This is a genomic window from Bifidobacterium colobi, from assembly GCF_018555455.1.
Classification (GTDB): Bacteria; Actinomycetota; Actinomycetes; order Actinomycetales; family Bifidobacteriaceae; genus Bifidobacterium; species Bifidobacterium colobi.
In genome coordinates this window covers 77,219-101,848 of record NZ_JAFEJU010000003.1, presented here as the reverse complement: position 1 = coordinate 101,848, position 24,630 = coordinate 77,219, and the positions used below count along the sequence as shown (strand labels likewise).

Genomic DNA, 24,630 nt, shown 5'->3' with positions numbered 1-24,630 from the left:
GTGCTGTTGCTCACGTATGGGTTTGGGCGTAATGCTGTTGCATGGCTTGTTCGCCGGTTAGGATGGTGACTAGGTGCAGCCGTTCGCTGCGACATTGAAGAGGAGGAACCCATGGCCAAGCGCAATGCGGTAGTGGTGACGCATACGAGGCTCAGGCAGTCCGGAACCGTGGTGTCCGAGGCGGTAAGCCAGCTGCGGGTGGCAGGGTTCGACGTGACGATCATCGACAACACCGAGGCTCCGGACTTCGGCGTACAGCCTCCCGCCGTGCCCGACGACACGGAAATCGTGGTGGTTTTGGGCGGCGACGGCACGATTCTGCGCGCCGCCGAGCTTGTACACTGCACACAGGTGCCGATTTTGGGCGTCAACATGGGGCACGTGGGATTCCTTGCCGAATTCGAAAGCTTCCAGATTGACGAGGCGATTCGCCGTGTCGCCGAACATGATTACAGCATCGATGAACGCATGATTGCGCACGTGGACGTCTGGCTGCCGGGCGCAACGGAGCCTATTGAGGATTGGGCGTTGAATGATATCACGCTGGAACGCGCGGATCGCGGCAAAATGGTTGAACTGTCCATTCGCGTGGACGATGTGGAAATGAATTCGTTCGGTGCTGATGGTGTGATTGTCTCCACGCCCACCGGTTCCACCGCATATGCCTTCTCCGCGGGAGGCCCGGTGATCTGGCCGAACGTTAAGGCATTGCAATTGATTCCATTGGCGGCGCATGCACTGTTCGCCCGTCCGCTGATCATCGGATCGGGATCGACCTTCTCCATTGACATTCTGGACGAATCCATGTCCGAAGGCTGGATTTGCTGCGACGGGCGCCGGCAGCGCGCGCTACCGCAGGGCACAAGGGTGATTGTGCGCGAGTCGCGTGATACCTTGCGTTTGGCACGACTCTCCGGCGTACCGTTCACCAATCGTTTGGTATCCAAGTTCGATCTGCCGGTGGTCGGCTGGCGCGAGCACGCGCGCGAAGCATCCGCGCACGCATCGCAGCATCACGATGAGGCTGAAACTGATATGCAGCATGCTGCTGATGATGCGAATGCTTCGAATACCTCGAATACCTCGAATACTTCGAATGCTGTACACCAGAATGAGGTGGCTTGAGTAATGCTCGAAGAGCTTGATATCCGCAACCTCGGCCCGATCCATGAAGCGACCATTACACCGGCCCCCGGCATGACCGCCATCACCGGCGAAACCGGTGCCGGCAAATCCATGCTGCTTTCGGCACTGAATCTGATCTCCGGTGGCCCGGCCGATGCCGGACGCGTCACCGCCGGTGCGGATGAGGCATGGGCCCAAGGCATTTTCGCCGTGTCTGACGAAGCCTCTGCCGCCGCCGTTGCGCAGGAAGCCGGTGTTGAACCGGACGATGGTGAACTGTTCCTTTCCCGGACCGTCAAAGCCGCAGGCCGTTCGCGGGCCGTACTGGGAGGCAAAAGCGTACCGAAATCCGTACTGGCCAGCGTCGCCGGCGAATTGGTCACCATTCATGGCCAAACCGAGCAGCTGAAAATCGCTTCGGCATCACGCCAGCGCGAATTCCTGGATCATGCCGCCGGTGACGATAGGGAACTGAACGCCTATCGTGAGGCTTGGCATGCGCTCGCCGCTTTGGAAGACAAGCTGCAGCGTTTGCGCTCGCAGGAATCCTCAGCACGCCAGCGTGCCGATTACCTGCGCGAATCAGTCGAGCATATCAACGAAGTCAATCCGCAACCCGGTGAGGACGAAGAGCTCAAAGCGAAACGCGATCGCATTGAGAACGCGGCGGACATCGCCGAAGGAGTGTCCCGCGCGCTCGCCGCATTGGATTCTTCGCAAATGGAATTCGACGCGTCTTCCGATGGTGCCGGCGCCTCGGATCTGCTACTGCAGGCGGCGCAGGCGTTGCGTGGCATTCACGCCGCCGGTGATTTCGGAGAGCTTGCCGAACGACTGGAATCGTTGAATGCGGAATTGCAGGATGTGGTGTTCGCATTGTCCGGTCATTTGGACGAGGATTTCGGCGATGCGGATCTGGACACGTTGAATGCGCGCATTCATGAGCTTGGTGAACTGACCCGCCGCTGGGGGCCGACGTTGGAAGACGTCATCGCATGGCGAGACAAAGCGGTGTATGAAATCGAGGATTTGGACGCATCGCCCGAAAAGCTTTCGGAATTGGAAGCCGAACGTGACGTATTGCATGGCAAAGCCGTTGCCGCCGCCGCCGCATTAAGTGCGGTGCGCGCTGAAGCCGGCAAGCGTCTTGCTGAGCGTGTGACCGGCGAATTGGAATCCTTGGCCATGTCGGGGGCTTCGCTGGAGATTCGCGTCACGCCGCGCAGTGGTGATGATGCATTGGATGCGAATGGCGGCGATGCCATCGCCTTCCTGTTCACTCCGTATGAAGGCTCGCCGCAGCTGGCGATGGGCAAAAGCGCGTCCGGCGGCGAATTGAGTCGATTGATGCTTGCTCTGGAGCTTTCGGCTGCGGATATGCATGCCGGTGAGTCGAATACGTCTTCCGACTCGGACGACGTTGCCAGCATGACGTTCATCTTTGACGAAGTCGATGCCGGCGTCGGCGGTAAGGCCGCGGTGGAGTTGGGCAAGCGTTTGGCTCGGTTGGCTCGCACCTCTCAGGTGATTGTGGTAACGCATTTGGCGCAGGTCGCCTCGTGGGCGGACAGCCAATTTGTCGTCACCAAGATTCCGCCGGATGCCGATGATGATGCCATCGGTGTGGTGACCACCGTGGATGAGGTCGCTGACGAGTCCCGTGTGCATGAGATTGCCCGCATGCTCTCCGGCTCCGAATCCGAAGCCTCTCTCGACCATGCCCGCGAATTACTCAAGGAGTCCGCGCTGTGAGTAAAGCCGCCATTTTCGATCTTGATGGCACCCTGCTCGATTCCATGGGAGTCTGGAACCAGATTGATATTGACTTCCTTGGTCACCGCGGCATTGCCGTGCCAGCCGACTACATGATCACCGTGGCATCGATGCAGTTCCGTGAAATCGCCGAATACACCATCGCACGATTCAGTCTGCCGGATACGCCGGAACAATTAATGGCTGAATGGGATGAGATGGCCCGCACAGCCTATGGCACCACAGTCCAAGCCAAGCCCGGAGCCTTGGAATATCTGCGTGAGCTGAAGTCCGCTGGCGTGCGTCTTGGCGTGGCCACCACGTTGATGCCGCAGCTGCGCACGGCGGCGTTGGACCATCTGGGCATGAGCGAATACTTCGACACAATCGTCTCGGTCGATGATGCCGGGGGAGTGGGCAAATCCAAGCCGGATGTGTATCTGCTGACTGCCAGCCGCCTCGACGTGAAGCCGGTCGATTGCACGGTGTTCGAAGATCTCTTGGTGGCCATCCGCTCCGCCAAGTCGGCCGGCATGCAGGCCTGGGCTATGTATGACGATTCCTCGGCCGCCGATTGGCCTGAAATCACACGTGTTGCCGATGGTGTGCTCCATGACTTCCGTGATGCGCCACGACTGTGACTGTGAAGCACTGAAAATGAAATAATAAGGCCGCCGCCATTGCCTGTGGGTGCAATGCCGACGGCCTTATTCAGTGAAGAAGCTTCTAGAAGATCGACTGCAGATCCGCGCTGCGGTTGGACTTGAACCGCTGGCGTTCCAGTTCCTCGCCTTCCTGGCGTTCCACTTTTTCGGAAGCGATGCGCTCCAGCAGCGTAGTGGTCGGCGCGCGGTAAATGACCTCATCATAAACATGGCCATCGCGCTCGACGACTTCGGCTTTGCGCGCGACTTCCTTGAAGCCAAGGGACTCAACCATGTGACGTGCGCGCAGGTTGAACGACCAGACCTTGACGGTGATGGTTTTCGCTTTGAGTTGGTCGGCGGCGAGCCCAATACCAAGCTTCATGGCCTGGTTGCCATAGCCAAGTCCTTGGAAATACGGGCCGATGAGAATGCCCATCGTGGCGTCGCGCTCCGGGTCTTCGCAATCCCAAGCGGCGATATGGCCGATGGGCATACCGCCCGGATCCAGCACGGTACGACCGAATCGGTGATCGTCGTCGGTGTCGCTCCAGCCGTGGAACTGGGCATCCACTCGTTCTCGTGGGATGGTGTCGGTGGTGATGCGGCATCCATCCGCAACGGACGGGTCATTCCACCAGGCTTCAAGGTATGGATAATCATTTGGCTCTGTAGCGCGCAAGGTAACAACGTTGTTTGGCATATCAGGCCCCTTTCCAAAGCCATTGTAGGCATGCTCTATGTTTCGACTCGTGGACGGTGGGCTTGATACGGGCATTGTTCGCCAAGTGTTCATGCGTTGCTCTGCAAGCATTGCTTTTCGATCGCAATTCACTGTTCTACTGTTATATAACGCACCTTGACAGTTGACGATAACAGTTATACTGTGCTGTATAACAGCTAAACAGCTGCGAGCGCTATAACGGAAAACAATCGAAAGGGGCATAGGTGAAACTGATCATCTCATCCGTGTCCGGCGAACCTATCTACGAGCAAATCAAAAACCAAATTCGCACAAGTGTATTGAACGGCGAACTCAAAGCCGGCGAGGCATTACCTTCCTTAAGAAAGCTGGCCAAGGAACTGCGCATCTCCGTGCTTACCGTCACCAGGGCGTACAACGAACTGGCTGATGAGGGCGTGGTGCAGAACATCCAAGGCAAAGGCACGTTTGTGATGGACAAAGGCAACGAGTTGATGCGTAATCAGCTGGAAGTCAAAGCCCGCACGAGCCTTGTCGAAGCCGTCCGCGCAGCCAAAGCCGCCGACATTTCGCTTGATGATTTGGCAACGATGCTCGCCGAGGAATACCAGAAGGACGTGGCATTATGACCACTGCAACAGATCAATCGCCGATGGCGTTATCCATCACCGGCGCAACCAAGCATTATGATTCCGGCTTCACGCTGGATGACATCACCTTCGACTTGCCGGCCGGCTACATCATGGGTCTTATTGGTCCGAACGGTGCAGGCAAATCCACGCTGATCAAACTTATCCTGAACATGATTCATCGCGATTCCGGCGAAATCCATGTGCTGGGCCTTGATAATATCGCCGACGAGGAAACCGTCAAGGAGAATCTCGGCGTGGTGTTCGATTCCAGCTATTTCATCGAGACGTGGACGGTGAACAAGGTCGAACAGGCCATGGCTCCGATGTATCTGGCATGGGACCACGCCACGTTCGACGGCTATCTCACGCGCTTCGGCCTGGACCGCAAGAAGCGCGTGAAGGAGCTTTCCCGTGGCATGCAGATGAAGCTCATGCTCGCCGTGGCGCTGAGCCATGATGCCAAACTGCTGGTGCTCGACGAGCCCACCAGTGGTCTCGACGTGCTCGCCCGCGATGAGCTCATGGACATCCTCCAGAACTACATCGCGGATGGTGAACGCAGCGTGCTGTTCTCCACCCATATCACCGCCGACCTCGAGCGTGCCGCCGACTTCATCACCTACATCACGCGTGGCACACTCTATTTCACCGGTCCCAAAGACGAATTCGAGGAATCCTTCCGTCTGGTCAAAGGCGGACCGGAAGACCTTGCGCCTGACGTCAAGGGCGTTGCGGTCGGCATCCATCGCTATGAGACTGGTTTCGATGCACTTGTGCGTGCCGAAGATCTCGGCAAAATCGCCGGGCTCAAAGCCGAAGACGGGCGGCATTGGATGGCGCCGCTCACTGCCGAACCTGTCTCCATTGACGACATCATTCGCCTGACCAATACGGGTGACGCCGCACATGCTATGGAGGTGGCATGATGATCGGGATACGGCGTGCCTTTGCACTGGATGTGCGGCGAATCGCTTCACAGGGTGTGTTCTCGATACTGGTGCTGCTCATAGGGTTTCCCGCGGCGATAGTACTGCTCGGAAGTATTTCGGGCGGCGTCAGCTATATGCCCGGAGCCGCTATCGGTGGTGTTTCCGCGATGCTCGCCTTGTTGCCGCTCAACGCGTTCACCTTTGAACAGCAGGGGCATAACAATTGGATGAATGGCGTCGTTCCGGTTCGTCGTATCCATCAGGTGATTGGCCGGTATCTTGTGGTCGGCGCATGCATGCTGATACTGGCGTTGGAAGTTGCGGTTTGCGTCGGCGCTGGCATGGTATTTGAATCCGGAAAGATTCAGTTTTCAGCGCTGGCAATATCTGTGCTGACTGCGGTCGTAATGTATGCGCTGCTCGAATCGGTGATGCTTCCCCTGTGCTATCGGTTCACGTATCAGAAGGCGTTGCTGACGATGATGCTCATCTGCATTGGGCTCGGCGCGGCGATAGCCGCTGTATTCGCACTGTTCGCCAAACTGGCTCCGGCTTCGATTGACGCTCTCATGTCATGGATGGTGTCGTTGGCCGAGACCATGTCGGGCGTAGGCATGTTCTGGCCGACTCTGGGCGGAGTGGTTCTGGCAGCGGTCGCGGCAATCGTCTCGCTCGCCGTTTCGTCGCGCATCTACCACGCTAAGGAGTTCTGATGGCGTTCATGACAGATAACAGTATTCATATGCATGCCGAGCGTATCGCTGTCCGCATGGATTTCGCTGCCCTCACCGGCAATTCCGCAGTAACGAACGTTATCGCCTTCCTGGCCCCACTGGCATTTACCGCGTTCACCTGGCAATCAGGGCCGGGCGAATCAGGCTTGCCGCTCACGGTTATGGCATATCTGACCGTTATGTATTGGGTTGCGTCCATCGCTGTATTGTTCCAATTCAACAGTGACAATCAGTTGGCCTCGGCTCGAATGATTGGTGTGATGCCGGTATCCCGACGCACGCAGGTCAATATGCGCTACTGTTCCGCCGGCGTGCTGTTCGTGATTTGCTTTGCGGAACTCGGCATCGAAATCACACTGTCCAGACTGTGGTTCGGCATCGGCTTGAGCGCGCTCGTCACAGTCGTGCCGCTCGCCATGGCTTCTTTCATAATGCTGGCCACCATAGTGATTCCGGTGTTCTACTCCTGCAGCGATTTCGTCAAGGCCTATTCAAGGCTGTTCACTGGCGCTATCACGCTGTTCTTCGCTGCGCAGATCATTCTGCTGCTCCTGCCTGACGGGCTGCGCTCGCAGGTGCTGTCCACGACCGTTACCGTGTCACCGCTCGGCTGGGTTGTAATCGCGGCTATCGTCGCTTTAGCCCTCGTCGTCTCCTACCGCGTCTCCCTGCGTATTTGGAGCGCCAAAGAGCTGTAGAGCACACGCAGCGCAATTGATGTTGAAGAGTCCGGAGCTTTCTTTATGGGAAGCGCCGGACGCCTTGCATTTATGCGGTTTTCAGCCGATACGATTGTTTGGGGCTTCTCGCTGGCTGTGTACGTTCGATAATGCCTTTATCAAGCATTTTGCGTAATTGGTAGGTGACGGTTGATCGCGGGGCTCCTGTGGCTTTCACCAACTCGGGTGTTTGCGCTACACCACGTACCGTCAACAGCTGAATCAGTGTTTCTTCCAAAGTGGATTCGCCACTGCCTGCGAAGGCTTTGGCCTGAACGCCGAGAATGCGCGCATAGGCCTCGTCCAATCCGGGAACGCCTTTTGCGTACCTGTCATACATCTCTTGATTCGATAATTCGACACCGTGAACGGCGTTTTGCGGGAAGGGGATGATTTTCGGCCGGGGCGTGGTTGCCGATTCTCCGTGGGATAAACCTCGTTTGGCGCTGTAATCAACATCAGGGCGATCCGACCATGTTGCATATTTCGGATCTCTACGACTGTCTGGCAGGTGGGAGGTATCCGCCGAACGGAAGGTGACGCAGAATGTGTTCAATGTACTGTAGATTTCCGGCTCGCCGTTGCCGTTGTCTTGCAGCAGACGATTGATGAGGCTGTAGCCGGTGCCGCGGTTCTCCGCCACCATGCCACCGTGGAACGGGGTGCATTCCAGTAGTTTGGCGAGCGTCTGGTTGCGAGTGGATGTGGCTCCGGGGCTGCTGAGGGACTGCAACGTCACGTTGCCGTATAGCCCACCCGGATTGAGTATCTCCAATCGGTCCTTGTACATATTGACCTGAATTTGCCCGCCTTGGGCCATCGGGGAGTAATCGCGATGCATGATGGCATTGACTACAGCTTCGCGCACCGCATCCTCAGGGTATTCGTAAGTATCTTTGCGGAACGGGCCGTCCAATACGCCGCCGATTCTCATGTTCTTTCTTACGGAGCTCAATACGTTGTCGAGAATTTCCGGAATTGGGCCGTCAAACGAGCAGTTGTCGATGAACTTCACACCGCCTGCAAAAACCTTGTCATATCCCGGATAGCAAGTGAACGTGATATTTACTCGTGGCATGAATTGCTGAGGGTAATTGCCGGCAACCAGCAGACCTGCCACGGTTGGCCGGAGTGTACCAGTGCTGTCAACTTTGACTATTCCTAACGATTGAAGAGCTTCTTCATCGGAGAGATTGCCAAAGATGCGTGGGCTTTGCTTTCGCCGTGCGGCGAGAATGGACTGCAGCAAGTCAGGTAGGAGATCGCTTATGCTGGCGTCTGCAACTAATGCTCGATCATGCGTGGGTTGTGACCGGTTTTCCAGCAAACGGTCGATTTCGTAATGGCTGAGTTTGCGGTCGCCGTCCCAAACACGGATGAAAGAGCCGCTGTAGCGTCCTCGAGTACGGACATAGCAGGGTTTGCTGAGCGGATCAATTTCATCAATAACCGCGATAACAATAGCGGAATCGCGATATGTTGCTATGCCGATAAGTGGTTGCAGGGGAGGAGTGGTTTTATCCCGACACATCTGTGCCAATGCTTCGGCAATGGGTTTTGCCTGAAAGCCTTGGACGGGAGAGAAGTCGTCGTGTTCTGAAATGCCGAGAATGATAGTGCCGCCTGTGCCATTGGCAAATGCGGAAATGGTTTCGGTCAGAGAAGCAGGTAAACCTCCTGCAGCTTCCTTGATTTCAATGGATTGAGTATCCGATTGCGCCGAGCGCAGGGGGTTCAGCAGGGCGTCGATTTCTTCTTCCGTCCACATGCTCGCCTCCATCATCGGATACTCGTACATATCAATACCATCATATCAAACATATCAAACAAATTACTATGTTTGATATGATGATGTCTCTTTAATTGGATTACCGGGTGTAATACAGCTGAGGGGGAGTCCGGCAACATGCCTGGGCTCCCCCTCAATCGTCTTCGTTAAGAAAACTGAGTTTTACTTCACAGCGATTCGGCGGCGTTGGCCACGAAACGCTCCATGCCGTCAATCGGCACAACGGTGTTGAATCGCACGTCGGCGCTCTCCAGTCCGCGCAATGCTGCCGGTGCGGTGGTGCCGGTCTCGCGAGACAGCACATCCATGCATTCGAAGTCGGTGCCGGTGGCGTCGAAGCCCAGTGCCTCGTTCACTACGCGCGGGAACTTGTAGGGGCTTGCCGTAGCCAGAATCACGCGCGGGATCAGCGGATCGCGCGGCATCTGTTGGGCCACGAAGTACGCGCAGGCGGTGTGCGGGTCGATCACGTAATGGTTCTTCTTCCAGCAGTCGGCAATCATCTCACGCACCTGATCCTCGTTGGCCCAACCGCAGCCGAACAGCTGACGAATCTTGGCGAGCAGCTCTTCGGGGATCTCGTAGGTGCCCCACTTGTTGAGATCGTTCATCAGCATGGCGATCAGACGGGTGTCGCCCTCAGAGAAGTAGTAGAGCATGCGTTCCAGATTCGAGGAGATGAGGATATCCATCGAGGGGGAGATAGTCTGGAAGAACGGGCGCTGACGGTTGTACGTACCGGTGGTCAGGAAGTCGAACAGCACATTGTTCTTATCAGAAGCCACCACCAAGTGCTTGACCGGCAGGCCCAGCAGCTTGGCGTAGTAGCCGGCGAGAATATCGCCGAAATTGCCGGTCGGCACCACGAACTCCACCTCGTCGCCAACATTGATCACCTGGTCGGCGAGCAGCTGCGCGTATGCGGAGAAGTAGTAGACGACCTGCGGCACCAAGCGGCCCACGTTGATGGAGTTCGCGGAGGAGAGCACTACATGAGAATCCTTGGCGAGACGCTCGGCCAGTACCTTGTCGCCGAAAATGCGCTTGACCGCGGACTGGGCGTCATCGAAATTGCCCTCCACGGCGGCCACGTTCACATTCGCGCCAGTCTGCGTGGTCATCTGCAGTTCCTGAACCTGGCTCACCTTGCCTTCCGGATAGAAGACGGTGATGGCGGTGCCCGGAGCATCCGCGAAACCGGCCAGCGCGGCCTTGCCGGTATCGCCGGAGGTGGCCGTGAGAATCATGATTTTCTCATCTGGATCCCCGTCGGCAGGTGTGGTGTGCGCCATGAAGCGTGGCAGGATCTGCAGGGCCACATCCTTGAATGCGGAGGTCGGGCCGTTGAACAGTTCGAGAATGTAGTCATCGCCGAGCGGCTTCAACGGGGTGATGCGCTCGTCGGACCATTGGGAACCGTAGGCGTCGGTGATGCACTGGGCAAGCTCTTCGGCGGTGAAGTTCGGCAGCAGTGCGCCAAGCACGCTGGCGGCGATTTCCTGGTAGGTCTTGCCGGCCAAGTCGGCGATATCCACCTTGGTCTGGCCCAGAGAGTCGGAGACGAACAGGCCGCCGTCGTCGGCGATGCCCTTACGGATTGCCTGCTTGGCGGTCAGCGAATCGGTGGTGCTGCGAGTGGAATGGAAGGTGGTAGCCACGATAATCCTTAGAATCTTGAAGCCAGAAAGGGTTTGAAAATCTTCTCTAGTCTACCGTGCGCTATGGGCAGCGGCTGATTCCATCTCGTTTCTGATGCCACTCTAAAACTGTCCATGTGACTGTAATGATCCATGAAACAAGTCCATGTGGTGAGACGTAACACGGCTGCATGAAACAGTCCCGCTACAAAAGGTCAATACAGTGCAACACGAACGACAAACCAGTCGTTAACCACACCTAAAGGAGCACAGATGACCGCTTCATCCCATGCACAAACCGCAACCGACGCTTTCAACGCGCCTATCAGCGCTGCCGATCCCGAGATCGCCGAGCTGCTTGATTCCGAACTTCGCCGCCAGCAGGGCGGCCTCGAAATGATCGCTTCCGAGAACTTCGTGCCGCGTGCGGTATTGCAGTGCCAGGGCTCTGTGCTCACCAACAAGTACGCCGAAGGCTACCCGGGTCGCCGCTACTACGGTGGCTGCGAATTCGTTGACCAGATTGAAACCATCGCCCGCGAACGCGCCAAGAAGCTGTTCGGCGCCGAATACGCCAACGTGCAGCCCCACTCCGGTGCTCAGGCCAACGCCGCCGTCTACCAGGCGCTTGTCAAGCCGGGCGACACCGTGCTCGGCCTCGCCCTCGACCATGGCGGCCACCTGACCCACGGCATGAAGATCAACTTCTCCGGCAAGTTCTACCACGCCGAAGCCTACGGCGTGAACCCGGAGACCTTCCGCATCGACCCGGAGATCATCCGCCAGCGTGCCCTCGAAGTGCACCCGGCCATGATCATCGGCGGCTGGTCCGCCTACCCGCGCATCGAAGACTTCAAGGCCATGAAGGAGATCGCCGACGAGGTCGGTGCCAAGTTCTGGGTTGATATGGCCCACTTCGCAGGCCTCGTGGCCGCGGGCCTGCACCCGAGCCCGGTGCCGTACGCCGACGTGGTTTCCTCCACCGCGCACAAGACGCTCGGCGGTCCGCGTTCCGGCTTCATTCTGGCCAAGCAGGAGTACGCCAAGAAGCTCAACTCCTCCGTGTTCCCCGGCCAGCAGGGCGGCCCGCTCATGCATGTGGTGGCCGGCAAGGCCGTGAGCTTCAAGGTGGCCGGCACCCCGGAGTTCAAGGATCGTATGCAGCGCACGCTCGACGGTGCCAAGATTCTCGCCGACCGTCTGATGGCCGACGACGTCAAGGCCAACGGCATCTCCGTGCTGACCGGTGGCACCGACGTGCATCTGGTAATGGTCGACCTGCGCAACTCCGAGATGGACGGCAAGCAGGGCGAAGACCTGCTCGCCCAGTGCGGCATCACCATCAACCGCAACACCGTGCCGTTCGACCCGCGTCCGGCATCCGTGGCTTCCGGCCTTCGTATCGGTACTTCCGCTCTGGCCACCCGTGGCTTCGGACCGAAGGAATACGAGGAGGTCGCCGACATTATCGGAACTGCCCTCGCCGCCGGTCCGTCCGCTGATGTGGAGAGCCTTAAGGCTCGCGTCGACAAGCTCGTCGAGGACTTCCCGCTCTACCCGGATCTTGATCAGATCCACTGATCGATACGTCGAGTCTGTGACTCAGGCGTGACGATGTACAGGCTCCCTGAGAAGGGAGCCTTTTTCTATGCCTAAAACCGAGCCGAAACAAGCGCTGCGTCATATTGTGAGCTACCCTAGTCTGTTATGAGCGAAGCACTGAGCCCCGAAGTATTCGATGCGGTGTGCGTCCAGGCTGATCAAGCCGCACGCGCACAGGAGAAACTTGCCCGGGCGAACACCGCAGTCAAGAATGATCTGCTATTGGCCATCGCCGATGCGTTGGACGCGCACGCCGGCGAAATCGAAGCGGCCAACAGCCTCGACATGTTGGAAGCCAAGGAAAGCGGCATGGATGCCGGCAAACTTGACCGACTGCTGTTCGATGTGCCGCGTGTGGCCGCCGCCGCACAAGGCGTACGCCATGTGGCCACGCTGCCTGATCCAGTTGGCGAGATTGTTCGCGGATACAATCTGCCAAATGGACTGCGCCTGACGCAAACCCGTGTTCCGATGGGCGTCATCGGCATGATTTATGAGGCTCGCCCGAACGTTACCGTGGATGTGGCCAGTCTGTGCCTGAAATCCGGAAACGCCGCGATACTGCGCGGCGGTCATGCTGCGGAACGTACCAATGCAGCCACGTTGAGCGTAATCGCGCCGGTACTTGAAGCGCATGGTTTCGATGTCGCGCTCGTGCAATCCGTGGATCAGTATGGGCGAGCCGGTGCCACTGCCATGATGGAGGCGCGCGGACATATCGATGTGCTGGTGCCGCGTGGAGGTGCGGGACTGATTCAAGCCGTTGTACGCAACTCCAAAGTCCCGGTCATCGAAACCGGTGCCGGTAACGTGCATATCTACATCGACAGATCCGGTGACCTGACCAAAGCCATTCCGATTATCCTGAATGCGAAAACGCAGCGCGTCGGTGTCTGCAATGCCGCCGAAAAACTGCTGGTGCATAAGGATGTGGCAGCTGATTTTCTGCCCGCTATCGCTACTGCGCTGGCCCAAGCGAACGTGGTGTTGCAGGCGGATGCCATCTCATATGACATCATCCAAGGCGCAGCCATCGAGGGCATCGAGCTCAACCATGCCACCGAAGAGGATTGGGATACCGAGTATCTGGCATTGAAGATGGGCGTCAAAGTGGTGGACAGCCTCGATGAAGCCATCACCCACATCAATCAGCACTCCACTGGACACACGGAATCCATCATTGCCGAGGACTACGAGGCAATCGAAACGTTCACCAAGCGTATAGACTCGGCTGTAGTAATGGTCAACGCATCCACGCGGTTCACCGACGGCGGCGTATTCGGTTTCGGTGCCGAACTGGGCATCTCCACGCAGAAGATGCATGCCCGAGGGCCTATGGGATTGCGTGAAATGACCACAACCAAATGGATCGGATATGGAACAGGACAGGTGCGCGCATGAGCGAAACCATGGAGACTACCACCGTCGAGCCTCAAGACCCGAAGATTGGGCTCAAAATCGCAGCTGAACGTTTGAGCATCGTTCGCTACGTGTTCCTGGTGCAAATCGAGGACGGCATTGCATCGGCGGCGCAGCGCGCATCCTTGGAATATGCGGATGCCGTGCTCATCGGCTGGCCGGAAACCGATTCCCCGGAAGTCGTGGATCTGACCGACGCCCAGTTGAAGGTCGTACGCGAACATATGGAGCTGATGGAAAGCTACATCGCCAAGTTCAGCCAAATGGAACACGACGGCGATATCGACGGCATGACCGATACGCTGATTCGCATCACCGAACGTGTGGCCGAAGTACGCCGACTGTATCAGCCTGAATTCCCACTGCCAACGTTTGCCGAGATTCGTCGCGTGGTTCAGGACGAGTGGGATGAGGATATGGGCAAAATCGATCCCAAGGAAACAGACCCCACCGCGGACGATATTGAGCATGAGACCGAAACCGCTGATGGCGAGGCTGCCGGCGCCCATGAAGGTGGTCAGGCATGAGCGTCAGCGAGCCCACCGAACTCGTGGCCATTGCGCAGGAGGAAACCGGTCGCCGCATGTCGGATTTGTCCGGACAATCCGGCGCAGAAGGACACGGCAAAGGCCGTTTATCCGCCCGAGGCAATTGGCATACCCGTCTGCGTATCGGCATCATGGGCGGCACATTCGACCCGATCCATAACGGCCACTTGGTTGCAGCTTCCGAAGTGGCGTGGGTGTACGACTTAGATGAAGTCATCTTCGTGCCTACCGGGCGTCCGGTGTTCAAGCTGGATAAGCACGTCACCAATGCCGAGGACCGTTACCTGATGACGGTGATCGCCACGGCTTCAAACCCCAAGTTCACGGTCTCCCGCGTGGATATCGATCGCCCGGGCGTCACCTACACCATTGACACGTTGAAGGATATTCGCGCCCAGCATCCGGACGCCGAACTGTTCTTCATCACCGGCGCGGACGCCGTGGCGGAGATCATGCAGTGGAAGGATGCCGAGAAAATGTGGAATCTCGCCCATTTCGTAGCCGTTACACGTCCCGGATATTCCTCGCCGGAAGGCGTCAAGCTGCCTGAGGGCAAAGTGGACACGTTGGAGATACCCGCGTTGGCCATCTCATCCACCGATGTGCGCCGCCGCGCGCATCAGAACGAACCGGTGTGGTATCTGGTGCCGGACGGTGTGGTGCAATACATCGGCAAGCATGGCTTGTACCGGTGATGGTGCCCAAGCCGTCAGGCTAGGCCCATGGTGATCTTCAACGTCATTACCCGTGTCGCCGCTTGGGTGACTTTGGCGGCGAAAGCGGGATCGGCATCCGCCCGTGCGGACAATCCATCCAGAATCGGCTCCACATAGTTGGCGGCGCCGACGCATGCAAGATCGCCTCCGGCATCCACCAGCTTGACGCCCAGGTCAGCGGGACTGTAACTGCTCAGTGCCGCCGCCGACAACGAATCCGAAATCACCACACCGTGGTAGTTGAGATCGTGGCGAATATGACCGTTGATTATCGTTGGCGAGAACACTGCCGGATTATCAGGATCGATTGCCTGATAAGTGGCCAATGCCATCATCACCATTGCCGGATGCGCTTGACGGATGGTGGTATCGAACGCGTTGATTTCAGGGCCATTCAGTGTGGTGGTGGTATCGCGGATGCCATCAGTGGTGAAATCCGTATTACCGATCACCGATCCCAATCCCGGATAATGCTTGATTGCGGATTCGATTTTGGCGTCGCGCATCCCCTGAACGAATGCCATGCCATGACTGGCGTTACCGGCAGCATCTCCTCCAAAGTCTCGTGCCAGCGCACCGACCGGCGCATTGGATGCACGATTTACCGTAACCGTGCCCAGTACCGGAGCAAGGTCAACATTGATGCCTGCTGATGCCAACTGCGATCCCCAGACGGATGCCAACTGTTGCAATTGATTCTCTGCCATGGCACCCTGTTCCATGGCGGTGGGCATCTGATCGAAGCCGGGGCCGCTGAGATGCTGAACATAGCCGCCCTCTTGGTCAGTGGCCACGATGAGTTTGTTGTCGGCTGCAGCATAACCCTGCAATTGATCCACTACGGAACGTACCGAAGCCGCTCCCGTGTTCCAATTGCCGATGATGAGCACCGATCCCACATGACGGTCGGCAATCAGCGACGCCAAAGAACTGGGATCGGTTCCGGGAGTCAGCGGTGCCATCACCAGTTGCCCCACCCGAGTGCGCATATCCATGGCCTGCACCATGCGACGCGCTTTGCCGGCGGGGGAAAGGTCGGGTTTGGGTACCTGTCCGCGAGTCAATTGCCGTGGAATATCATTCCCGATGGAATACGCCGACGCACCATTATTGCGGCCTATCATCGCGAATAAGCCGTTATGCCACCCGTACACAGCCGCGCCCACAAGCGCCAGCACACATGCGCATGCAAGCAATAGCGTTGCTCGGTGTGAGAGCTTACGTTCGTGCGGCGATGGCGAGTGCGGCGATGATGCGGGATGATTCATACTGTCCAGCATAGGCGGGGCGGCATGATATCGCCGGTGTGCGCATAGGCGTGCGCACCGGTGTGCGCATATCATCAATGGCATAAAGGGTTGGCCTTCAGCATGATGTGCTCAGCGCATAACCCGCATTCCCGGCCTGTCTGTACGCTGGAAGGCATGTCTTTTAATGATCCTTTCTCTGTGTTCTTTGGCAATGGCAGCGGCGGTGACGGCCACAAGCGCGGCCAATCCAATGACGATGATCCGATTATCCTCGATGTCGAGGCTGATGGAGACGCTCCCTCCTCCCACGATGCCCATCGTGGCGGCAAACCTCGTTCACCGTTCGCAGGCCCGACGCGTCCGCGTCTGACGCGACACCCCGGTGCATCCAATAATCGCGGCACCAAAATCATGCTCGGCGTGGTGCTCGCGCTGACCATTGTGGTGAGCCTGTTCTTTGCGTTGTCCCGCTTCATCACCGATCTGATGTGGTACGGACAGCTTGGCTTCCAATCCGTGGTCTGGGTGCAGCTCGGCGTGAAGGTGGGCCTGTGGGTGGCGTACGCGCTGCTGATGGCGCTAACCGGTTTCGTATCCGCTTGGCTCGCCATCCGCGCCCGCCCCGACTCGGCGGATGGCTCCACGATTCGCATCAATGGCGATGTGGTGGAAGTCGGCAAATCCTTCAGTTCGAAAACCGCGCGTCGCGTGGCCGTTGTGGTCTCGCTGATTGTCGGTGCGATCTTCGGCGCCCAGTTCAATGCCAATTGGAGTGAGATTCTGCTCATGTTCCATGCGCAGAACTTCGGCATCACCGACCCGCAATTCGGCCTTGACAATGGCTTCTACGTATTCGTGCTGCCTGGCCTGAAGCTGGTGCTTGCGGCCATCTCCATGCTGCTTGGCATGGGCTTGATCTTCTCGCTGATTACCCATGTGCTGATGGGCGGCATCCGTATCACGATGCCGGTGAACGGGCGTGGCTTGTTCGCCATCACCAAGCGTGCACGTCGACAGCTCGGCATCTGGCTCATACTCAATATGTTCGCATGGGCGGTGCGTCAGGCGTTCAGCGTCTTCGACCAGCTCACCGTGCAAGGCTCGCGTATCACCGGTGCCTCGTATACCGCCGTGCATGCGAACATTCCGGTCACCATCATCATGGCGGTAATCACCGCGGTTCTCGGCATCGTGCTCGGTGTTTGGCTTATGCAATCGCATGCGTTGGAAGGTCAGGCTCCGCTCGGCGTGCGTGCCTCCGCCGCATTGAAGGCATGGCGCGTGCCGGTTATCTCCATCGCCGCAACCGTGGTGGTGGCCTTGGTGCTGTCCATGGTGTGGCCAGCATTGCTGCAGCGTTTCCGTGTGAATCCGAACGCGCAGGAGATGGAATCCACCTACATTCAGCGCAATATCGACGCCACCCGTGCCGCCTATGGCTTGGATAAGCTGAAGACCGAGAACTACAAGGTCACCAGCAAGGGTGAGCAGGGGGCGCTCGCCAAGGAGGCGGATACCACCGCGCAGATTCGTCTCTTGGACCCGCAGGTGGTGAGCCCCACGTTCAAGCAGCTGCAGCAGTCCAAGCAGTACTACACCTTCGCCGACACGCTTGCCGTCGACAAGTATGAGGTGGACGGCGTCTCCCAGGACACGGTGATCGCCGCCCGCGAGCTCGATCTGGACGGCAATGACAACCGTAACTGGGTCAACGATCATACCGTGTACACGCACGGTTACGGTGTGGTGGCCGCCTACGGTAACAAGGTGACCGCCGACGGTCAGCCGGAATTCTTCGAATCCGGTATTCCGACCCAAGGCAAGCTCACCGAATCGCAGAAGTATGAGCCGCGCATCTACTTCTCGCCGAACACCACCGAATACTCGATCGTCGGTGCTCCGAGTGGCACCCAGCCGTGGGAGTTCGATTATCCGACCGGCTCCGAGGGCGCGTTGACCACGTTCAAGGGCAACGGTGGACCTTCGGTGGGCAATCTGCTCGCTCGTCTGCTCTATGCGATCCGATTCGGTTCCGATCAGATCCTGTTCTCCGACCGTGTGACCTCCGCCTCGCAGATCTTGTACGATCGTTCCCCGAAGGAGCGCGTGGCCAAGGTGGCACCGTACCTGACGCTCGACGGTCGCGTCTACCCAGCCGTGGTGGACGGACGCGTCAAGTGGATCGTGGACGGCTACACCACCTCCGATGCCTACCCGTACTCGCAAATGACCAACCTCGGCACCGCCACCCAGGATTCCACCACGGTCTCCTCCTCCACGGTGTCGTCGCTGGGTTCGCAGCAGGCCAACTACATCCGCAATTCGGTCAAGGCCACCGTTGACGCGTACGACGGTTCCGTGGACCTGTACGTGTGGGACACCTCCGACCCAGTGATCAAGGCATGGGAGCAGGTATTCCCCGGCCAGTACCACCAGTTGAGCGAGATTTCCGGCGACCTGATGAGCCATATGCGCTATCCGGAAAGCCTGTTCAAGGTGCAGCGCGAACTGCTGTCCAAGTACCATGTGACTTCCGCAAGCCAGTACTACTCCGGTGAGGATTTCTGGCAGACGCCAGTCGACCCCACCGAATCCCAGGCGCAGCAGGATCAGGACATTCTCCAGCCGCCGTACTATTTGACGCTGCAGACCGGCGGTACCAAGGAGCCGATCTTCTCCCTGACCTCCACCTATATTCCGGCGGGTCAATCCACCCGTGAAATCCTGACCGGATTCCTCTCGGTGGATTCCGACGCCGGTAATCAGAAGGGCAAGATCGGGCCCAACTATGGCACCATTCGACTGCAGGAGCTGCCGAAGGATTCCAATGTGCCGGGCCCTGGCCAGGCGCAGAACAACTTCAACGCCAACGCCGATGTATCCAAGGAACTGAACCTGCTGCAATCTGGCGACACCAAGGTGGTGCGCGGCAATCTGTTGACGTTGCCGCTTGGTGGCGGCTTGGTTTATGTGCAGCCGGTGTATGTAAAATCCTCGGGTGCCACGTCCTTCCCGCTGCTGAAGAAAACTCTGGTGGCCTTCGGCGATCAGGTTGGTTTCGCGGATACGCTGGATGAGGCGTTGGATCAGGTGTTCGGCGGTGACTCCGGTGCCAACGCCGGTGATGCCGAGAATGCGAACGGTACGGATTCCTCGAATTCGTCCAACAACTCGACGCAATCAAACAAGGCTGATGAACAGGCCGGTTCCGATCAATCCGATCAGAACAAGGGCTCCGAATCATCCGGTACCTCATCCGACACTGCGCGCAGTCCCGAGCTTCAGCAGGCGCTGAACGATGCGGCCCAAGCCATGAAGGACAGTCAGGATGCCATGAAGAATGGCGACTGGACCGCTTACGGCGAAGCGCAGAAGAAGCTCGAAGACGCCATCAACAAGGCCATCGAGCTGGACAAGTAACAATTACTAGTATTTGGCGCTGGTGAGCAGTTTGTGCTGTGCACCAGCGCCAAATGCTATGGTCTACAACTATGCCATACTCATTCCGCGCAGCAGTCGCCTCCGATACCCAAGCCATCACCGACATCTACAATGCTTCCGTTATTGCCGGCGGCTCTACCGCCGATCTGACGCCGCGCACCTTCGAGCAGCGTCAGGCTTGGGTGGACTCGCACAAGCCGCCATACGGCGTATTCGTGGTCGAATCATCCGAGCAGCCCGGTCAAGTCATTGGTTTCGGTGCGCTTTCAGTGTTCTACGATCGTGCCGGCTACGATGGCGTCACCGATTTGGCCTACTACATCGATCCCGCATGGCAAGGCAAAGGTGTGGGCACCTTCATGCTGCAGCATCTGTTGGATGAAGCTCGCGCCCGCCATATGCGCAAGGCCTGCGGCATTATTTTCGCCGATAACGCCGGATCCATTGCGCTCATGCATCGCTTCGGATTCACCCAGTTCGGTCTGATGCCGGCTGCTGCCACCGATTCCACCGGTACGATGCGGGACATGTCGTACTGGTATTTGAACCTGTAAACCCAGCTGAAGGGGTCAGAGTACAATCTTCACAGTCGATTAGGCTTTGAAGGAGAAACATGGCATCGGATTTTTGGCTGATTGCAGGACTCGGCAACCCGGGCAAGAAGTATGAGGGCACTCGCCACAACATGGGATTCATGGTGGCGGACGTGTTGGCTGAACGGTGGACGGTGAACTTTGCCGATCACAAAGGCCTTGCCATGCTCGGCAAAAGCACGATGAACCTTGACGGTCGCACGGTGAAGTTCTTCCTCGCCAAGCCCCTGACCTACATGAACGAATCCGGTAATGCGGTGGCCTCCATCGCAGCCTATTATCAGATTGAACCGGATCATATTGTGGTGGTCCATGACGATATGGACTTGGAATTCGGCCGTATCAAGGTCAAGGCAGGCGGCTCCGCGGGTGGGCACAATGGCATCAAATCCATCGACCGCTCGCTTGGTACGCCGAAATATGCGCGCGTGCGCATGGGAGTCGGTCACGCCAAGCGTGGGCCGAACGCCCACGACAACACGGTGAACTGGGTGCTTGGCGGATTTGGTCCGGATCAGCGCAAGCAGCTGCCGGACTTCCTGGCCGATGGCGCCGATGCCGCCGAAGACATCATTTTCAAGGGGCTTGCCAAGACCCAGGAGAAGTTCAATGGCCGCTGACGCCGCAAAGACTGCCGACGCATCTGCCATCGCCGTTGCGGCGGCGAACGGTCAGCCCATCAATGGCTCGCTCGCCGGCGTATTGAGCGAGTTGAATCACGACCCGAATTTCCGAGCTTTGGCGGCCGGTGAAATCGAGTCCAGTGAGAATGCCGCAGACCCTTCGCTACTGGTCGGCATGCCGGAAGGTTTGCGCCCGGCATTGGCGGCTGCGATAGGCCAAGGTGTCAATGGCAAACCCGGCAAGCCGGTGGTTATGGTCGTGGCCTCCGGTCGTGAAGCCGAGGAAACCGTAGGCGCATTGCGTTCTTGGTATGACGGCGATCCGAATGATATTGCCCAGCTCGAAGCCTGGGAAACACTGCCCCATGAGCGACTGAGCCCGCGCGCCGACACGGTGGCAAGCCGCATGGCCGTATTCCGCCGCTTGAAGCATCCGGATCCCACCAATCCGATGTTCGGTCCGATTCGCATCCTCGTGATGTCCATCCGTTCGCTGATTCAGCCAGTGGTCACAGGCCTTGGCGATGTGGAACCGTTGGTGTTCACGGTAGGGGAGGAGCTGGCGCTCGATGAGGCTTCTCAGAGACTCATTGAAAACGCCTATACGCGTGTCGATCTGGTTATGGATCGTGGTGAGTTCGCGGTACGCGGCGGCATTCTCGACGTGTTCCCGCCGACCGCGCCGCACCCGGTGCGCATCGAATTCTTCGGTGATGAAATCGACACCATCAAGGAATTCCACGCCTCCGATCAGCGTACCTACGGCACTGGCTTGAAGACCATATGGGCAACCGCATGCCGTGAACTGCAATTAACCGACGCCGTGCGCGCTCGCGCCAAAGCGCTGATCGGCTCGATTCCCAATGCCGAAGACATGCTTGAATCCATCGCCAACGCCATTCCAGTGGAAGGCATGGAATCCCTGATGCCGGCTCTCGTGGACCACTTGGAACCAGTGAGCTCGATGCTGCCCAAGCATGCCGTGATCGTGCTCAGTGATCCGGAGAAACTGCGCCGTTCCGCCGAAGATCTGGCCAAAACCGCTAACGAATTCCTGGCAGCCAGCTGGCATGTGGCCGCGTCCGGTCACGGTGCCGGCGCGCCCATCAGCTTCGATGAAGCCAGCTTCCTCGATTATGCGGAAACCATCAGTTCGCTCGAATACTCCGAACATGATGTGATTCGCCTGACCAGCTTTGGTGTGGATGCCTCGCTGCCGGGTCACGTGCAGCTTGATGCACAGAATCCCGCGGAATTCCGTGGTAATGAAAGCAAGGCTGCGCAAGGTATCGAAGGTCTGATTGACGCCGGCTTCCAAGTAACCATTACTGCTGCTGCAGCCGGTACTTTGGCGAGGCTCAAGCGCGCCATCAATACCACTGGCATCACTACGTTCGATTGCATTCGTTCGCAGGCCATCGATGGTTTTGTGGACAAGGCCGCCAAAATCGCGCTGCTCACCGAACGCGACCTAACCGGTCGAACCTCGGCGGTGGCCGTAGCCAAGACGCCGAAGCGTCGCCGTAAAGCCATTGATTTAGTGGAACTCAAAAAGGGCGACTACGTGGTGCATGAGCAGCATGGCATCGGCCGGTTCGTCGAAATGCGCCAGCGTACCATCGGCACCGGAGCAAACCGCACCACCCGCGAATATCTGGTTATCGAATACGCACCGTCCAAGCGAGGCGCGCCCGCGGATAAACTGTTCATTCCCACCGATCAGCTTGATCAGGTCAGCAAATACATCGGCGCGGAGGCTCCGAAGCTCAACAAGCTCGGCGGCTCCGACTGGGCGGCGACCAAGGCCAAGGCACGCAAGCATGTGCATGAAATCGCCGATGATCTGATCAAACTGTATTCCGCCCGCCAGCGTGCGAAAGGCTTCGCGTTCAGCCCGGACACCCCGTGGCAGAAGGAACTGGAGGATGCGTTCCCGTATCAGGAGACCGCCGACCAGCTCACCACCATCGACGAGGTCAAGGCCGATATGGAAAAACCGGTGCCGATGGATCGTCTGATCTGCGGCGATGTGGGCTTCGGCAAAACCGAGATTGCCGTTCGTGCAGCCTTCAAAGCCGTGCAGGATGGCAAGCAGGTGGCCGTGCTCGTGCCCACCACGCTGCTGGTGCAGCAGCATTACGAGACGTTCACCGAACGATTTGAAGGGTTCCCGGTGGATGTGGCGGCCATGAGCCGATTCCAAACCACCAAGGAGATCAACGCCACCATCGAGGGGCTTGCAGCCGGTTCAGTGGATGTGGTCATCGGCACGCATAAGCTGCTGAATCCGAAGATCAAGTTCAAGGACCTGGGTCTTGTCATCATCGATGAGGAACAGCGTTTCGGCGTGGAGCACAAGGAAACGTTGAAGGCGTTGCGCACCAATGTGGACGTGCTGTCTTTGTCCGCAACGCCTATCCCGCGTACGCTCGAAATGGCGGTGACCGGTATCCGTGAAATGTCCACGCTGGCCACGCCTCCCGAAGACCGACTGCCAGTGCTCACCTATGTGGGTGCTTACGAGGATGCGCAGGTCACTGCTGCAGTACGCCGCGAGCTGCTGCGTGGCGGCCAGGTGTTCTATGTGCATAATCGCGTGCAGGACATCTCCCACATCGCCGACAAGATTCACACGCTGGTACCCGAAGCGCGCGTGGGCATCGCGCACGGTAAGATGGGGGAGAAGCAGCTCGACCAGATCATCCGCGACTTCTGGCATCGTGACATCGATGTGTTGGTCTGCACCACGATCATCGAAACCGGCTTGGATATCTCCAATGCCAATACGTTGATCGTGGACCATGCCGACCGATTCGGTTTATCGCAGCTGCATCAGTTGCGTGGCCGTGTGGGTCGTGGCCGCGAACGCGCGTACGCATACTTCCTGTACGATCCGACCAAACCGATGACCGAACAGTCACATGACCGACTCGCCACCATCGCGCAGAACACCGCGTTGGGCTCCGGCTTCGACGTGGCCATGAAGGATCTGGAGTTGCGTGGCACCGGCAACCTATTGGGCGATGAACAATCCGGCCATATCGAGGGCGTGGGCTTCGATCTTTACGTGCGCATGGTTTCCGAAGCCGTGGAGAAGTACAAGGAGCCGGAGGAGACTGTCGAGCCGATTTCCGTGTCCGTGGACCTGCCCATCGAAGCCTCCATTCCGGTGGAGTACATCGATTCCGACAAGCTGCGTCTGGAGGCCTACCGTAAGCTCGCCTCGGCACGCAACGAGAACGATCTGAAGGATCTTCAAGAGGAACTCACCGACCGTTACGGCAAGCCGCCGGTGGAATTCGAGACCCTGTTCGATGTGGCCCGCTTGAAGTTCAAGGCCAGGAAACTTGGCGTTTCCGAGATTCTCGCACAATCCAACCGCGTACGCATTGGGCGCATCGACCCGCCCGAATCCATCCAGATGCGCATGGCGAGAATCTACAAGGGTACCCAGTATCGTCCGGTCACCCATCAATTGTTGGTGCCGGCACCCTTCAACGGTTCACTCGGCAAGGGGCCGATGACTTCCGACCAGATCGTCCTGTGGGCCAACCAGCTGCTGGATGATCTGGCATGGCGCCCGCAGCCTCGCCGATAAGCAGTGTTCTCTTCTCTCTTCTCTTCTCTTCTCTCCCTCTTCTCCCGCTTCCCGAATTTCTCTCACTGACTGCTAGTCAGTGAGAGAAATTCGGGAAGAGGGCAGGTCTGTCCGCTGCGGTTCACAATCCGGATTCATATCCATTTTCAAATGCAGAATTTGAGACGTTTCATAAC

19 protein-coding genes are annotated in these 24,630 nt (G+C 58.0%); 15 read left to right on the top strand and 4 right to left on the bottom strand.

What is annotated here, in order from left to right; genetic code table 11:
• The first annotated feature begins 111 nt into the window (after positions 1-111).
• Genes JS530_RS05090 through JS530_RS05080 form a run of 3 tightly spaced genes read left to right on the top strand, consistent with a single transcriptional unit; the run spans position 112 to position 3,518 of the window.
• The gene (locus JS530_RS05090; protein WP_214376120.1) at positions 112-1,125 is read left to right on the top strand and encodes an NAD kinase; all 1,014 of its coding nucleotides are present in this window, start codon (positions 112-114) and stop codon (positions 1,123-1,125) included.
• Between the two features lie 3 nt (positions 1,126-1,128).
• Positions 1,129-2,877 carry a DNA repair protein RecN gene (gene recN, locus JS530_RS05085; protein WP_214376119.1) on the top strand — a complete coding sequence of 583 codons (1,749 nt, stop codon included), beginning with the start codon at positions 1,129-1,131 and terminating at the stop codon, positions 2,875-2,877.
• Entirely contained in the window at positions 2,874-3,518 is a 645-nt protein-coding gene (locus tag JS530_RS05080; protein ID WP_214376118.1) for an HAD family hydrolase, read from the top strand. The genes recN and JS530_RS05080 overlap by 4 nt, the downstream gene beginning before the upstream one ends.
• A gap of 85 nt (positions 3,519-3,603) precedes the next feature.
• On the opposite strand, the gene JS530_RS05075 is transcribed toward JS530_RS05080, so the two are convergent.
• A complete protein-coding gene (locus JS530_RS05075; RefSeq protein WP_214376117.1) occupies positions 3,604-4,224 on the bottom strand; it encodes a GNAT family N-acetyltransferase in 621 nt (206 codons plus the stop codon).
• Positions 4,225-4,469: 245 nt separating this feature from the next.
• On the opposite strand from JS530_RS05075, the gene JS530_RS05070 reads away from it, so the two are divergent.
• From JS530_RS05070 to JS530_RS05055, 4 genes are read left to right on the top strand one after another with little or no spacing between them, the layout of a single operon-like run.
• Positions 4,470-4,853: a GntR family transcriptional regulator gene (locus tag JS530_RS05070; protein ID WP_214376116.1), complete on the top strand. Its 384-nt coding sequence runs from the start codon at positions 4,470-4,472 to the stop codon at positions 4,851-4,853.
• Positions 4,850-5,782 carry an ABC transporter ATP-binding protein gene (locus tag JS530_RS05065; RefSeq protein ID WP_214376115.1) on the top strand — a complete coding sequence of 311 codons (933 nt, stop codon included), beginning with the start codon at positions 4,850-4,852 and terminating at the stop codon, positions 5,780-5,782. Before JS530_RS05070 ends, JS530_RS05065 begins: the two co-directional genes overlap by 4 nt.
• Positions 5,779-6,498, top strand: coding sequence for an ABC-2 transporter permease (locus tag JS530_RS05060; RefSeq protein WP_214376114.1), 720 nt, complete (start codon positions 5,779-5,781; stop codon positions 6,496-6,498). The genes JS530_RS05065 and JS530_RS05060 overlap by 4 nt, the downstream gene beginning before the upstream one ends.
• Before the next feature lie 8 nt (positions 6,499-6,506).
• Positions 6,507-7,217, top strand: coding sequence for an ABC-2 transporter permease (locus JS530_RS05055; protein WP_214376113.1), 711 nt, complete (start codon positions 6,507-6,509; stop codon positions 7,215-7,217).
• Between the two features lie 70 nt (positions 7,218-7,287).
• On the opposite strand, the gene JS530_RS05050 is transcribed toward JS530_RS05055, so the two are convergent.
• Both JS530_RS05050 and thrC read right to left on the bottom strand, forming a co-directional pair.
• Complete coding sequence (locus JS530_RS05050; protein WP_214376112.1) at positions 7,288-9,036, bottom strand: ATP-binding protein; 1,749 nt, start codon at positions 9,034-9,036, stop codon at positions 7,288-7,290.
• Positions 9,037-9,194: 158 nt separating this feature from the next.
• Positions 9,195-10,685 carry a threonine synthase gene (gene thrC / locus JS530_RS05045; protein ID WP_214376111.1) on the bottom strand — a complete coding sequence of 497 codons (1,491 nt, stop codon included), beginning with the start codon at positions 10,683-10,685 and terminating at the stop codon, positions 9,195-9,197.
• Between the two features lie 252 nt (positions 10,686-10,937).
• On the opposite strand from thrC, the gene glyA reads away from it, so the two are divergent.
• From glyA to nadD, 4 genes are all read left to right on the top strand, one after another.
• Positions 10,938-12,245 carry a serine hydroxymethyltransferase gene (gene glyA / locus JS530_RS05040; protein WP_100494872.1) on the top strand — a complete coding sequence of 436 codons (1,308 nt, stop codon included), beginning with the start codon at positions 10,938-10,940 and terminating at the stop codon, positions 12,243-12,245.
• 126 nt (positions 12,246-12,371) lie between these two features.
• Entirely contained in the window at positions 12,372-13,667 is a 1,296-nt protein-coding gene (locus JS530_RS05035; protein WP_214376110.1) for a glutamate-5-semialdehyde dehydrogenase, read from the top strand.
• Positions 13,664-14,212: a phosphoribosylglycinamide synthetase gene (locus JS530_RS05030; protein WP_214376109.1), complete on the top strand. Its 549-nt coding sequence runs from the start codon at positions 13,664-13,666 to the stop codon at positions 14,210-14,212. Before JS530_RS05035 ends, JS530_RS05030 begins: the two co-directional genes overlap by 4 nt.
• A complete protein-coding gene (gene nadD, locus JS530_RS05025) occupies positions 14,209-14,928 on the top strand; it encodes a nicotinate-nucleotide adenylyltransferase (RefSeq protein ID WP_214376108.1) in 720 nt (239 codons plus the stop codon). Before JS530_RS05030 ends, nadD begins: the two co-directional genes overlap by 4 nt.
• Before the next feature lie 14 nt (positions 14,929-14,942).
• Here nadD and JS530_RS05020 read toward each other — a convergent pair whose 3' ends face one another.
• A complete protein-coding gene (locus JS530_RS05020; RefSeq protein WP_214376325.1) occupies positions 14,943-16,217 on the bottom strand; it encodes a glycoside hydrolase family 3 N-terminal domain-containing protein in 1,275 nt (424 codons plus the stop codon).
• A 156-nt stretch (positions 16,218-16,373) separates the two neighbouring features.
• Here JS530_RS05020 and JS530_RS05015 point away from each other — a divergent pair, with 156 nt between their 5' ends.
• The 4 genes from JS530_RS05015 to mfd all read left to right on the top strand — a co-directional run bounded on the left by JS530_RS05015 (position 16,374) and on the right by mfd (position 24,454).
• The gene (locus JS530_RS05015) at positions 16,374-19,619 is read left to right on the top strand and encodes a UPF0182 family membrane protein (RefSeq protein WP_214376107.1); all 3,246 of its coding nucleotides are present in this window, start codon (positions 16,374-16,376) and stop codon (positions 19,617-19,619) included.
• A 71-nt stretch (positions 19,620-19,690) separates the two neighbouring features.
• Complete coding sequence (locus tag JS530_RS05010; RefSeq protein WP_214376106.1) at positions 19,691-20,194, top strand: GNAT family N-acetyltransferase; 504 nt, start codon at positions 19,691-19,693, stop codon at positions 20,192-20,194.
• Between the two features lie 59 nt (positions 20,195-20,253).
• A complete protein-coding gene (pth, locus tag JS530_RS05005) occupies positions 20,254-20,853 on the top strand; it encodes an aminoacyl-tRNA hydrolase (protein WP_214376105.1) in 600 nt (199 codons plus the stop codon).
• Entirely contained in the window at positions 20,843-24,454 is a 3,612-nt protein-coding gene (mfd, locus tag JS530_RS05000) for a transcription-repair coupling factor (protein ID WP_240541100.1), read from the top strand. The genes pth and mfd overlap by 11 nt, the downstream gene beginning before the upstream one ends.
• Positions 24,455-24,630: the final 176 nt, after the last annotated feature.

Coding starts and splice junctions, on each gene's coding strand:
- JS530_RS05090 (WP_214376120.1), top strand. CDS start 112: ATGGCCAAGCGCAATGCGGTAGTGGTGACGCATACGAGGCTCAGGCAG.
- recN (WP_214376119.1), top strand. CDS start 1,129: ATGCTCGAAGAGCTTGATATCCGCAACCTCGGCCCGATCCATGAAGCG.
- JS530_RS05075 (WP_214376117.1), bottom strand. CDS start 4,224: ATGCCAAACAACGTTGTTACCTTGCGCGCTACAGAGCCAAATGATTAT.
- JS530_RS05065 (WP_214376115.1), top strand. CDS start 4,850: ATGACCACTGCAACAGATCAATCGCCGATGGCGTTATCCATCACCGGC.
- JS530_RS05060 (WP_214376114.1), top strand. CDS start 5,779: ATGATGATCGGGATACGGCGTGCCTTTGCACTGGATGTGCGGCGAATC.
- JS530_RS05055 (WP_214376113.1), top strand. CDS start 6,507: ATGACAGATAACAGTATTCATATGCATGCCGAGCGTATCGCTGTCCGC.
- JS530_RS05050 (WP_214376112.1), bottom strand. CDS start 9,036: ATGTACGAGTATCCGATGATGGAGGCGAGCATGTGGACGGAAGAAGAA.
- glyA (WP_100494872.1), top strand. CDS start 10,938: ATGACCGCTTCATCCCATGCACAAACCGCAACCGACGCTTTCAACGCG.
- JS530_RS05035 (WP_214376110.1), top strand. CDS start 12,372: ATGAGCGAAGCACTGAGCCCCGAAGTATTCGATGCGGTGTGCGTCCAG.
- JS530_RS05030 (WP_214376109.1), top strand. CDS start 13,664: ATGAGCGAAACCATGGAGACTACCACCGTCGAGCCTCAAGACCCGAAG.
- nadD (WP_214376108.1), top strand. CDS start 14,209: ATGAGCGTCAGCGAGCCCACCGAACTCGTGGCCATTGCGCAGGAGGAA.
- JS530_RS05020 (WP_214376325.1), bottom strand. CDS start 16,217: ATGAATCATCCCGCATCATCGCCGCACTCGCCATCGCCGCACGAACGT.
- JS530_RS05015 (WP_214376107.1), top strand. CDS start 16,374: ATGTCTTTTAATGATCCTTTCTCTGTGTTCTTTGGCAATGGCAGCGGC.
- JS530_RS05010 (WP_214376106.1), top strand. CDS start 19,691: ATGCCATACTCATTCCGCGCAGCAGTCGCCTCCGATACCCAAGCCATC.
- pth (WP_214376105.1), top strand. CDS start 20,254: ATGGCATCGGATTTTTGGCTGATTGCAGGACTCGGCAACCCGGGCAAG.
- mfd (WP_240541100.1), top strand. CDS start 20,843: ATGGCCGCTGACGCCGCAAAGACTGCCGACGCATCTGCCATCGCCGTT.